Raw genomic sequence first — 12065 nt, forward strand, 5'->3', positions numbered from 1 at the left:
GTCAGGGTCGGGGGAATGCGACCCCTCCTGCTTGTGCGCATTGACTGGAAACAGCGATACGAAGACCGGGCGCACATTAACCTTGTGACACCAATCACACGAGAGAGGCGGCCGAATGTCCGACGCCACCGCTGGAATCATTTTCGATCGGCTAGAGCACTGGGCGACGGTCAAGCCTGATCAAGCAGCGATGACCTTCCAAGGGACCGAATTCACGTGGGCTCAGTGGCGGGACCGCATCTTGCGTATCGCCGCCGCCCTCGCCGAATCAGGCATCGGTGCCGGCGACACTGTCGCGTTCGTCGACAAGAATCATCTGTCCTGTCTCGAAGTCACCTACGCCGCCTCACTACTCGGCGCCGCGAATGTCGTTCCCAACTGGCGACTTTCGAGCGAAGAGCTGGATTACGTTCTCGCGGACTGTGGCGCTCGCATTCTGTTCGTCGGCAGCGAACTACTCCCCCAGGTCGTCGCGATGCGAGACCGCTTGACGGCCGTCGAATCGATCTTCGCCGTCGGCGGTGAACACGACGAATTCGAGCCGTGGATCGACGAGGTCACACCGCTGCACTCCCGCCCCGAGGTGAGCCCCGATGCCACCGCTCTGGTTCTCTACAGTTCCGGGACGACCGGTCGCCCCAAGGGTGTCCAGCTCACGCATCGAAACCTGTTCGCGCACAGCAACAATGTCCTCGAAATCCTGCCGGCCCACGAGGATCACCGATTCTTGATCGCGATGCCGATGTTCCACGTCGGCGGAACGTGCTACGCCATCATGGCAATTCACACCGGTGGCCGCTGTTACTTCACGAGAGAAGCCGACGGACCGTCGATCTTCGCCGGTCTCGCCGCCGGAGCCAACATCGCCTTTCTCGTCCCACCGGTCATTGCCGGAGTCCTGGCCGCAGGCGAGCAGGCGGTCGCCGCCTTCAAAGCATTCAAACGCATCACCTACGGCGCCGCCCCCATGCCGCTCCCACTGTTGCGCGCGGCACTCGCAGCGTGGCCGGACACCGAATTCGTGCAGGTCTACGGCATGACCGAAATGGCAGGCGTAATTACCGCGTTGATGCCGGACGTTCACCGCGACGAGTCGCAGGTCGAGCGCATGGCATCAGCAGGTACGGCGATCCCCGGCGTCGAGATGCGCGTGGTGGACCCCGTCACGCTCGAGGACGTGCCCACCGGAACGACCGGTGAGCTGTGGTGGCGATCCGAACAGTGCACACCCGGATACCTGGGTAAGCCCGAGGCGACGGCCGAAACGATTACCGCAGACGGGTGGCTGCGTAGCGGCGACATGGGCCGCGCCGACTCCGGCGGGTTCGTCTTCATCGAGGACCGCCTCAAGGACATGATCATCACCGGCGGCGAGAACGTCTACTCCCCCGAGATCGAACGAGTACTGGTGGAGCATCCGGCAATCGCCGAGGTCGCGGTCATCGGCGTTCCCGACGACCGTTGGGGTGAAACCGTCAAGGCTGTCGTGGTTCTCACTCCCGAAGCGCAGATCGACGAAGCCGATCTGATCACGTACACCCAGGAACGTCTCGCAAAGTTCAAGTGCCCGACCAGTATCGACGTCGTCGAGATCCTTCCCCGCAATCCCACCGGAAAGATCCTCAAACGCGACCTCCGCAAACCGTACTGGGACAACCGCGAACACAAACTGGTCTGAGTTCGCGTGCTGTAATGGGGCGGTGACTTCGCGCCGCCCCACCACACCCAATCCGACCGATCCGTGCCCGTGCGGCAGCGGCAACGCGTTGGCCGAATGCTGCGGAAAGTACATCAGCGGTGAAGCGCACGCACCGACCGCCGAAACCCTGATGCGTTCGCGTTACACGGCTTTCGCTGCGATGGACGACGAATATCTCACGCGGACTTGGCATCCCGACCATCGCCCAGCCCAACTCGATCTCGACCCCGACCAGAAATGGCTCCGGTTGGAGATCCTGGACACCGAACGGGGCGGGCTGTTCGATTCCGACGGCGTCGTGGAATTTCGCGCTCACTACACATTCGGACGCGAGCGGGGAATGCTCCACGAACGCAGTCGATTTGCGCGAACAGAGGGTAAGTGGCTCTATGTCGACGGCGATATCGGTTAGGTAACTCCGGGCACCGCCGCCGCGGATCCCGATAACGCGAGCCCTACGATCGAGTCATGACAACGAACCGGACGAGATCATTTGCCGCTGTCGCTGCCATCGCAGTGGGCGTGAGCCTGACTGCCTGTTCGCAGGACGCGGAGACCACTCCCACGGCAGCCACCTCGGCCGTCACCTCGACCTCGACCTCGAGTGCAGCAGCGTCGACCACAGAACCAGTCCCGACGGACAGCTCCGACAAGACTTCGGCTGCGGGCACCGAATCCAAGCTCACCGTCGTCGACATCCGAGTGGGCGAACACGACGGATTCGATCGTGTCGTCTACGAAATGGGCGGAACCGGCACACCCGGTTGGCGCGTCAAGTACGTCGACGCGGCGACGCAGGAAGGCAGCGGTAAGCCCGTGGACATCAAGGGTGCCGCAGTGATCCAGGTCCTGATCGACGGTTCCGCATATCCCTTCGACAGCGGAGTCGAGCAGTACTCCGGCCCCAACCCGGTCCCCGGCGTCGGCGGAGTCGTGACCGAGGTCAACGGGTCCAACGTCTTCGAGGGAGTCACGCAGTCGTTCATCGGCGTGACCGAGAAGCAGCCGTTCACGGTCACGACGCTCAGCGACCCTCCTCGCGTGGTGGTCGACGTGGCCCGCTGAGGCCGCACTTGACCTGAAGTTTGGTTGAGGTTCTACCTTCGTGTCGTACCGGCCACGTAATCTTCGTGGCCGGCGACCGGAGGGGCGAAGTCATGAGTATGGAAGTCACCGCGTGGAACGCGATGTACAACGCGATGCACGCGCAAGAAGATCGGCGCCCGTTCTCGAAGGCGACACTGAAGCGGATCGCGACGTTCGCAGTTCCACAGAAACGCAACCTCAGCTGGTACCTCGTACTGAGTGTCGTCACTGCTGCGCTTGCCGTGGCAACACCTGTCCTGGCCGGGCGCGTGGTCAACGCGATAGTCGGCGGCGACGCCGTCGACGTGGTCGTCAAACTTGCCGCCCTGATCGCACTGGTAGCACTTCTCGAAGCCGCTCTGGGACTGTTGACCCGGTGGCTCTCGGCCAGCATCGGCGAAGACCTGATCCTGCATCTGCGCACCACCGTCTTCGATCACGTCCAGAAGATGCCCATCGCGTTCTTCACCAGAACTCGAACCGGAGCACTGGTCAGCCGTCTCAACAACGACGTCATCGGCGCTCAGCGCGCCTTCAGCGACACCTTGTCCGGAGTGGTCAGCAATCTGGTCACCCTGGTGATCACGCTGATCGTCATGCTCGGGATCTCCTGGCAGATCACCGTCCTCGCGCTGCTACTTCTCCCGATCTTCGTCATCCCCGCACGGCGCATGGGCGCAAAACTTGCAGCACTCAATCGTGAAGCAGCCAACCATAATTCGCTCATGAGCACCCAGATGACGGAGCGGTTCTCCGCTCCCGGCGCGACTCTGGTCAAGCTGTTCGGCCGCCCGTCGCAAGAATCTGCGGAGTTCGCGGTTCGCGCCAGGCGTGTGCGCAACATCGGAGTCCGGACCGCAATGCTGCAGTCCGTCTTCGTCACAGCACTGACGCTGGTCTCGGCCCTTGCTCTTGCCCTCGTCTACGGACTCGGCGGCTTCTACGCGCTGCGCGGACAGTTGGACGCAGGCGCCGTCGTGGCGATGGCACTGTTGTTGACGCGGCTGTACTCACCGTTGACCGCACTGGCCAGCGCCCGGGTGGACGTCATGAGCGCCCTGGTCAGCTTCGAGCGGGTATTCGAGATTCTCGATCTGGCGCCGCTCATCACCGAGAAGCCCGATGCGCGCACGGTGCCGCAGGGCCCGGTGTCCGTCGAGTTCAAGAACGTCACTTTTGCTTACCCATCCGCGGACAAGGTGTCTCTCGCGTCCCTGGAGGAAGTCGCGATCCTCGACACCCGCGGCGGCGAGGACGTGTTGCACGACCTGTCGTTCCGCACCGAGGCAGGACAGATGGTCGCCTTGGTCGGCACGTCCGGTGCCGGAAAGTCGACCGTGGCGCAGATGATTCCGCGCCTCTACGACATCGACTCCGGTTCGGTCGAGTTGGGCGGCGTCGACGTCCGCGACCTCAGTGCCGATTCCATCCGGGAGACCGTCGGCATGGTCACGCAGGACGGGCACCTGTTCCACGAGAGCCTTCGATCCAACCTGCTCCTTGCGCGACCGGATGCCACCGAAGAAGATCTGCGTGAGGTTCTGGAGCGCGCACGGCTCACCGACCTGGTTGCGTCGCTGCCCGACGGACTGGAGACCGTGGTGGGTGAACGCGGTTACCGCCTCTCGGGCGGCGAGCGTCAACGCCTGACCATCGCACGCCTGCTCCTGGCCCAGCCTCGCGTCGTCATCTTGGACGAGGCCACCGCGCATCTCGACTCGACGTCGGAAGCTGCGGTTCAGGAAGCACTCGGCGAAGCACTCGCCGGGCGGACTGCGGTGGTGATCGCTCACCGATTGTCGACGATCCGTTCCGCGGACCTGATCCTTGTCGTCGAGGCAGGCCAGATCGTCGAGCGCGGCAACCATGAGGAACTGCTCGCGCGCGGCGGCCGCTACGCCGAGTTGTACCGCACGCAGTTCGACACCAACGCCCGGAAGAACGGCGCCCTCGCACCGACGCCGATCTGATACCGCGCAGCGCCTTGCCCCCCACACAGAAATCAGGCGCTGTCCTCCTCGCGGAGGGCAGCGCCTGTTTCAGTCTTCATGACAGTCGTTGAAGCTGTAGGTCAGTCGTTGTAGCGATCGCGTCCGCCACCGCGGCGGTCGTCACGTCCACCACGATCGTCCCGGCCACCACGGTCGCCACGGCCACTCGGACGTCCCTGCGGCGGCCCGAAATCAGGCTGCAGCTGGATCAGGACGCCGGAGATGCGTGTGCGACGCAAAGCTTCGAGAGTCTCGTTGGAGAGGTCGGCCGGCAGCTCGACGATGCTGTGATCCGGGCGAATGCTGATGTGCCCGAAGTCGCTTCGACGAAGCCCACCCTCGTTGGCGATGGCACCGACGATGGCACCCGGAACGACGCGGTGACGCTTGCCGACTGCAATGCGGTACGCGGCCAGCTCCTGGCCCTCGGGCCCACGCGAGCGCGGGACCGGGCCGTCGTCGAAACGACGGGGAGGACGTGGTTCACGAGGCTCGCGCTCACGACGCGGCGGTGCCGGCGGCTCGGGAGAAAGCAAGAATGCTTCGCCGTCGCGCGACTGCAACGCCAGAGCGGCAGCGATGTCGATGAGCGGAACGTCGTGTTCCTGGTCGTAGTCCTCGATCATCTTGCGGAACATCGCGAGATTCTCCGAGGCCAGGCTCTCGGTGATGGAGTCACCGAACTTGGCCACGCGCTGGGCGTTGACGTCGTCGACACTGGGAAGCTGCATCTCCGCAAGCGGCTGACGGGTCGCCTTCTCGATGGACTTGAGCAGATGACGCTCACGCGGGGCGACGAACAGCAACGCGTCACCCTGACGACCGGCGCGGCCGGTACGACCGATGCGGTGGACGTACGACTCCGTGTCATGCGGGATGTCGTAGTTGACGACGTGGGAGATTCGATCCACGTCGAGGCCTCGAGCGGCAACGTCGGTCGCGACGAGGATGTCGAGGGCGCCGTTCTTGAGCTGACCGATGGTCCGCTCACGCTGTGCCTGGACGATGTCACCGTTGATCGCGGCAGCCGAGTGCCCGCGGGCCCGCAGCTTCTCCGCCAGGTCTTCGGTGGCCTGCTTGGTACGGACGAAGATGATCATCGCCTCGAATGCCTCGACCTCGAGGACTCGGGTCAGTGCATCGAGCTTGCGCTGATGAGCAACCTGAATGTAGCGCTGCGTGATGTTCGAGGCGGTCGACGTCTTGGACTTGACGGTGATCTCGACCGGATTGTTCAGGTACTGCTTCGAGATCCGGCGAATCGAGCCGGGCATCGTTGCGGAGAACAGGGCGACCTGCTTGTCGCCGGGGGTGTCGCGGAGGATGCGCTCGACGTCCTCCTGGAACCCCATCTTGAGCATCTCGTCGGCCTCGTCGAGAACGAGGTACTTGAGATTGGTCAGATCCAGGGTGCCCTTTTCGAGATGGTCGATGACACGACCCGGGGTACCGACGACGACGTGTGCGCCGCGGCGCAGGCCCGACAGCTGGACTCCGTAGCTCTGGCCACCGTAGATCGGCAGCACGTTGAGTCCGGGGATGTGCGCGGAGTACTTGCCGAATGCCTCGGCAACCTGAAGCGCCAGCTCACGCGTGGGAGCAAGCACCAGCGCCTGGGTCTGCTTGATCGACGTGTCGATCCGCGACAGGACTGGAACTGCGAAGGCTGCGGTCTTGCCGGTACCGGTCTGTGCGAGACCGACGACGTCCTTGCCTTCGAGCAGCGGCGGAATGGTGGCAGCCTGAATGGGCGAGGGCGACTCGTAGCCCACGTCTGACAGTGCCTTCAGTACCCGATCATCGATGTCGAGGTCGGCAAATGTTGGGGGTTCGGGGTCACGCTCAATATCACTCATTTGACCAGCAGTTTAGCGGATAGAGTATAGACACGACGACATACCGGGGGTGCTTTTACGACAGATCCACCCTCCCAGCGGGTTTCGCCTAGCGTAGGAAGCATGACCGAAGCCACCGCAGCCACCCCTTCCCAGACCGTTGTCGCGATTGCCCAATTCGCCCCGGGGACGGACAAGAAAGCCAACCTCGAATCACTGCGATCACTGGCTTCCGATGCAGCAGCACGCGGCGCGAAAGTTGTCGTGGCGCCGGAATACTCGATGTTCACCGCACCGAAGACGGATGAGCGTTTGATCGAGTCCGCGGAGGACCTGGACGGCGAATTCGGTTCGGCGCTGGCGTCGGTCGCCTCGGAGTTCGGAATCTTCCTCGTGGCAGGAATGAACGAGCGGATCGACGACGTGAGCAGAATCTCCAACACCCTCGTCGCGATGGACCCGAACGGCGAACTGGTGGCGACCTACCGGAAACTGCATCTCTACGACGCTTTCGGTTACCAGGAGTCGGCCGTGATCCGCGCGGGCGAGATCACCGAACCGCAGACTTTCGGGTGCGACGGCCTGACCTTCGGCCTCCAGACCTGCTACGACCTGCGCTTCCCGGAAGTCACCCGGCGCATCGTCGACGTCGGCGCAGACATCTTGCTCCTGCCCGCCCAGTGGGTGCCGGGGCCGCTCAAGGAAGACCACTGGACCACTCTCGTGCGCGCCCGGGCCATCGAGAACACGATGTACATCGCAGCGGCAGATCAGAGCGCGCGCGGCGGCGCGGGTGCCAGCATGATCGTGGACCCGATGGGCGTCGTGATGTGTTCACTTGGCGAGCAGGTCGGGGTCGCCACCGCACTCGTTTCGGCTGCTCGCATCGCCGAGGTACGCGAGAAGAATCCCGCTCTCGCGCTGCGGAGGTTCACAGTCTCGTCGCGGTGACCTGCAGCGAGTAGCGTCGAACTGGTCGGGGTTCGAGCTTCTCGAGGACAACGCAGTGACCCAGTATCGGGATCGATCTTCCGCCGGCAAATTTCTGGCCGGGCGGCTCGAGACCTTGCGTATCGACAAGCCCGTCGTTCTCGGACTCCCGCGCGGCGGAGTTCCGGTCGCAGCCGAGGTGGCTGCGGCATTGAACGCTCCGCTCGACATCGTGGTGGTGCGCAAGCTCGGCAGTCCGTACAACCCGGAACTGGCGATGGGCGCCATCGGTGAGGGCGGCGTGCGGGTCCTCAACCACGACGTCATCGCAGCGGTTCGCGTCTCGAAAAGAGAACTCGTCGCCGTCGAACGCGACGAGCGAACCGAATTGGAACGGCGGGCGCATCTCCTGCGCGAGGGGCGGACCCCGGTTTCCCTCCACGGACGCACTGCGGTGATCGTCGACGACGGAATGGCTACGGGCGCGAGTGCCGCGGTTGCCTGCCGATGCGCGCGCACCGCGGGTGCTGCCGCCGTGATCGTAGCGGTCCCAGTAGCCTCCCCCGAAGCCATGAGAGTGATCGCGTGCTCCGCCGATCGGGTCGTCTGCCCCTTCGTTCCTGCCCTGTTAGGCGGCGTCGGTGCTGCATTCGAGGACTTTCATCAACTCAGCGACGACGAAGTGCTGTCCTTCCTCACCTGAGTGCACACCTCTCCAGCCTGAGCACAGTCCAAGAGATCTCTGAGAATTTGTGATGTGTGCAACATTTCGCTCCTCGGTGCCGATAGCCCAAATGAAACAAAAAGAATTCGGCTTTCTGGAGGAACCGTGACCATCTCGACCGATACCGTCGACGCCGTCGCAGCTGCGTGCCGTGACCGCCTGGGCGACCCTTCCGCCTGGGTTGCGTCAGACGCTTATCGACAGAGCCTCGCCCTGTGCATCATCGAATCCGTTCAGTCCACGTCGGGTCACAGCGAAGTGACCGTCGTCGATCGCTACCTGGCGTACCGGAAAGCCCGCGAGGACAAACCCGTCACGGATGGCGCACGTGAACTACTCCGCACCTTCGAGGAAGCCGGCAGTTCGGACCAGTGGGCAGGCAAGATCGGCTCGTACAAGCGTCGCTACACGGCGACAGGTGTCCCGATCGAGGCACGGCACATCCAACAGGTCGCCGAGAAACTCCATCACTTGCGGATCAACAGCGTCGAGGACCTGCTGTCGGCCGCCGATTCCGACAACGCTCTCGAAGCCGTTCACCATGCCTGGGTGGACGCGTGCGGAGACGGTTCCGAAGTGACCTGGGCCCACCTGTTGATGTTGGCCGGAATTCCGCACACCGATCTGGGGACCGCTGCCGACACCTTCATCAGCGCGACACTCGGCACCGCCGAGTTGCCGGGAGACACCTCGGAGATCCTTGCAGCTACTGCAGAGCAACTCGGAGTGGATCCGGACCGATTGGACTACGCAATTCGGCGGTGGCTGTCCGTGCACGGTCGCACGCTCCAACACGTCGCCTGAGTACCTATAAACAGGCGGTCACACTAAACTGCAGGTCAGCGCCCGACCAGCTCTACCGAATAGTAACGACAGTGCAAAATGACGACTAATGTGATGCAATGCACATCAGAAATGTCAGTAGTCACTGGAGGGGTCAATAGTGCGCGAGTTCTCAGTTCCACAGTCGTTCTCAATTCCGGAGAACGTATCCATGGCCGACTCCGTGTTCCGTCACGCCGAAGAAGACCCCACATTCGTGCCGTTCAAGAGGCCGTCGAACGGTGGATGGGTCGACGTCACTGCAGCTGAATTCGCGAAGCAGGTCTCCTCAGTTGCCAAGGGCCTGATCGCTTCGGGCGTCGAGCTCGGCGACCGCGTCGCTATCCTGTCCGCGACTCGCTACGAGTGGGTCGTTCTCGACTACGCCATCTGGACTGCAGGCGGATGCACCGTCGCGATCTACGAGACCTCCTCCCCTGATCAGGCGCAGTGGATCCTCGAGGATTCAGCGACAACACTTCTGGTCGTCGAAACGGCCAAGCACGCGGAGACTCACAAGGAAGTCACCGACGGCGCAGAAGCCCTCCGCGAGGTTCTTGTCATCGAGTCGGGTGCGATCGACGAGCTGTCCAGTCGCGGTTCGGCAATCACCGACGAAGAACTGCACACTCGTCGTCACCAGGTCACCTCTGCCTCGCCCGCGACCCTGATCTACACCTCCGGAACCACCGGACGCCCCAAGGGTGTCCAGCTGACGCACTCCAACTTCTACGCCGAGTCCAACGCCTGCCGCCTGGCGATGCCGGAGTCCATGGTCCCCGGCAAGAAGACTCTGATGTTCCTGCCGCTTGCCCACGTATTCGCGCGAGCGATCTCCTTCGGCGCTTTCGACGCCAAGGTCACCGTCGCCCACACGTCGGACCTGACGACGCTGCTCGAGCAGTTCGCCGGCTTCAAGCCCAACTTCATCCTCTCGGTGCCCCGCGTGTTCGAGAAGGTGTACAACTCGGCTCGCCAGAAGGCAGTCGACGGCGGTAAGGGCAGCATCTTCGACAAGGCTGCTGCCACCGCCATCGAATACAGCGAATCCCTCGAAAAGGGTGGCCCCGGACTGGCACTCAAGCTCAAGCACGCGGTATTCGACAAGCTCGTCTACTCGAAGTTGCGCGCAGCTCTGGGTGGCGAGTGCGAGCGTGCAGTCTCCGGTGGCGCAGCCCTCGGCGCGCGCCTCGGCCACTACTTCCGCGGCGTCGGCATCCCGATCTACGAGGGCTACGGACTCACGGAGACCAGCGCCGCAATCACCGTCAACACCTCGAGCGCGCAGCGCGTCGGCACCGTCGGCAAGCCGATCAACGGCCATGCAGCACGGATCGCCGAGGACGGCGAACTCCTCCTGCAGGGCCCGGTCGTGTTCGCCGGCTACTGGCACAACGAGAAGGCCACTGCCGAATCCATCGTCGACGGCTGGTTCCACACCGGCGACCTCGGCTCGATCGACAACGAGGGCTACGTCTCCATCACCGGACGCAAGAAGGAAATCATCGTCACCGCGGGCGGCAAGAACGTCGCACCGGCAGGCCTCGAAGATTCCCTGCGCGCGCACGCTCTGATCAGCCAGTGCCTCGTCGTCGGCGACGGTCAGCCGTTCATCGGTGCACTGATCACCCTCGATCCGGAGACTCTGCCCGGTTGGGTCGAGCGCAACGGCCTGCCCGCCGGCACCCCGATTGCCGATCTGGTGAAGAACGCCGACCTGATCGCCGAGATCGACTCGGCCGTTGCCGACGCGAACAAGAAGGTCTCCAACCCCGAGCAGATCAAGAAGTACACGATCCTCGAGGTCGACTTCACCCAGGAGACCGGTGAATTGACGCCGACGCTCAAGCTCAAGCGCAACATCATTCACGAAGCTCACAAGACCAAGATCAGCGACCTGTACGCCTGATCGATCGTCTTTCACGAGTCTGGCCCGGTTCGAATGCGAACCGGGCCAGACTCGTTTCACTGTCCGGCGGAGAGTAGTTCCTCTTCGATCTCGGATGGAAGGCCGTGCACCGCACGATCCTCCCGCTGAGTCGGCAGAGTTTCTCGCTGCATCCACTCCCAGGTATCGCGCACGGTGTCTTCGACGGGCCGGCACCGCAGCCCTGCTTGCCCCGCCTTGGCGGTGTCGGCTTCGAGGAAGCCCGCGAACTCGCCCTCTTGCGGAACCCAACACGGAAGTTGTGTCCACGGCTGCACTCCCGCAGCGGCCAGCCTGTCCTCGTCGATCCACACGAGTTCAGCGTCCGAACCGGTGGCATCCACGCACGCCTGGAGGAGCCCGGAGGTAGTGGTGTGGCCGGACGGGCTGATGACGTCGTATGCCCCGCTGATCCCGGCGGCCAGTCCGGCCAGGACAAAGGTTGCGATGTCGCAGGCATCGACGTACTGCAACGGTCTGGTCGGCACTCCGGGAGCAACGACACGTCCGCCCGCCGCGATGCGCTGCAGCCACCACGGCAACCGCCCGATGTCCTCGCGCGGGCCGAGGATCAAACCTGCCCTCGCGAGTAACGCGTCCGGGAAGGATTCCAGGACAGCGAGTTCGGCCCCGCGTTTGGCGGACGCGTAATCGCTGTAGTCATCGGAGGTCGCAGATGCGGCCACCACTGGTGAGGTCTCGTCTACGTGCAAGCCCCATTGGTAGACGGACCCACTGGAGATGTATGCGTACCGGTCGACGTGACCGAGTAAGACGCGCGCATTTTCCCCGATCACTCGGGGGCTACCCGACCAGGTGTCGACGACAAGATCCCATCGACGATCACCGAGCGCATCAACCATCGCACGCTGATCGGTGCGATCCGCGAACAGGACCTCCGCTGTAGGTGGTGGCGCTCCGGTGAGCCCACGATGGAGCACTGTCACCTCCCAGCCCCGGACCAAAGCGTCATCGACGAGAGCGTGGCCGAGGAACCGTGTTCCTCCGAGCATCAACAGCTTCATGAGGGCCATCGTCACTTGAAAAGCGT

Annotated in this window: 10 protein-coding genes; 8 read left to right on the top strand and 2 right to left on the bottom strand. The window is 63.4% G+C overall.

The features are described 5' to 3' along the window. Positions 1-115: 115 nt before the first annotated feature. From P0M12_RS02515 to P0M12_RS02530, 4 genes are all read left to right on the top strand, one after another. Positions 116-1678: a long-chain-fatty-acid--CoA ligase gene (locus P0M12_RS02515; RefSeq protein WP_047268989.1), complete on the top strand. Its 1563-nt coding sequence runs from the start codon at positions 116-118 to the stop codon at positions 1676-1678. A gap of 22 nt (positions 1679-1700) precedes the next feature. Further along, the gene (locus P0M12_RS02520) at positions 1701-2111 is read left to right on the top strand and encodes a YchJ family metal-binding protein (RefSeq protein ID WP_042450339.1); all 411 of its coding nucleotides are present in this window, start codon (positions 1701-1703) and stop codon (positions 2109-2111) included. Positions 2112-2167: 56 nt separating this feature from the next. Continuing rightward, entirely contained in the window at positions 2168-2764 is a 597-nt protein-coding gene (locus tag P0M12_RS02525) for a hypothetical protein (protein ID WP_007736169.1), read from the top strand. Positions 2765-2856: 92 nt separating this feature from the next. Beyond that, on the top strand, positions 2857-4755 hold the full coding sequence (locus P0M12_RS02530; protein ID WP_019749303.1) for an ABC transporter ATP-binding protein: 1899 nt from the start codon (positions 2857-2859) through the stop codon (positions 4753-4755). 101 nt (positions 4756-4856) lie between these two features. Here P0M12_RS02530 and P0M12_RS02535 read toward each other — a convergent pair whose 3' ends face one another. Further along, positions 4857-6632: a DEAD/DEAH box helicase gene (locus P0M12_RS02535; protein WP_277377422.1), complete on the bottom strand. Its 1776-nt coding sequence runs from the start codon at positions 6630-6632 to the stop codon at positions 4857-4859. A 102-nt stretch (positions 6633-6734) separates the two neighbouring features. Between P0M12_RS02535 and P0M12_RS02540 the strand changes: the two genes are divergently transcribed. From P0M12_RS02540 to P0M12_RS02555, 4 genes are all read left to right on the top strand, one after another. After that, on the top strand, positions 6735-7562 hold the full coding sequence (locus P0M12_RS02540; protein WP_277377423.1) for a carbon-nitrogen hydrolase family protein: 828 nt from the start codon (positions 6735-6737) through the stop codon (positions 7560-7562). Positions 7563-7617: 55 nt separating this feature from the next. After that, positions 7618-8244: a phosphoribosyltransferase family protein gene (locus tag P0M12_RS02545; protein WP_054827947.1), complete on the top strand. Its 627-nt coding sequence runs from the start codon at positions 7618-7620 to the stop codon at positions 8242-8244. 126 nt (positions 8245-8370) lie between these two features. Beyond that, positions 8371-9069 (top strand): heme peroxidase, encoded by a 699-nt coding sequence (locus P0M12_RS02550; RefSeq protein WP_209909283.1) that lies wholly within the window; start codon positions 8371-8373, stop codon positions 9067-9069. Between the two features lie 139 nt (positions 9070-9208). Further along, positions 9209-10996, top strand: coding sequence for a long-chain fatty acid--CoA ligase (locus P0M12_RS02555; protein ID WP_277377424.1), 1788 nt, complete (start codon positions 9209-9211; stop codon positions 10994-10996). A 56-nt stretch (positions 10997-11052) separates the two neighbouring features. Here the strand turns inward: P0M12_RS02555 and P0M12_RS02560 are convergent, their stop codons facing one another. Next, on the bottom strand, positions 11053-12048 hold the full coding sequence (locus P0M12_RS02560) for an NAD-dependent epimerase/dehydratase family protein (protein ID WP_162114823.1): 996 nt from the start codon (positions 12046-12048) through the stop codon (positions 11053-11055). Between the last annotated feature and the right edge of the window lie 17 nt (positions 12049-12065).

Source organism: Rhodococcus sp. RCBS9, assembly GCF_029457415.1.
In the GTDB taxonomy this organism is placed as follows: domain Bacteria; phylum Actinomycetota; class Actinomycetes; order Mycobacteriales; family Mycobacteriaceae; genus Rhodococcus_F; species Rhodococcus_F qingshengii.

Coding starts and splice junctions, on each gene's coding strand:
- P0M12_RS02540 (WP_277377423.1), top strand. CDS start 6,735: ATGACCGAAGCCACCGCAGCCACCCCTTCCCAGACCGTTGTCGCGATT.
- P0M12_RS02530 (WP_019749303.1), top strand. CDS start 2,857: ATGAGTATGGAAGTCACCGCGTGGAACGCGATGTACAACGCGATGCAC.
- P0M12_RS02560 (WP_162114823.1), bottom strand. CDS start 12,048: ATGGCCCTCATGAAGCTGTTGATGCTCGGAGGAACACGGTTCCTCGGC.
- P0M12_RS02515 (WP_047268989.1), top strand. CDS start 116: ATGTCCGACGCCACCGCTGGAATCATTTTCGATCGGCTAGAGCACTGG.
- P0M12_RS02535 (WP_277377422.1), bottom strand. CDS start 6,632: ATGAGTGATATTGAGCGTGACCCCGAACCCCCAACATTTGCCGACCTC.
- P0M12_RS02525 (WP_007736169.1), top strand. CDS start 2,168: ATGACAACGAACCGGACGAGATCATTTGCCGCTGTCGCTGCCATCGCA.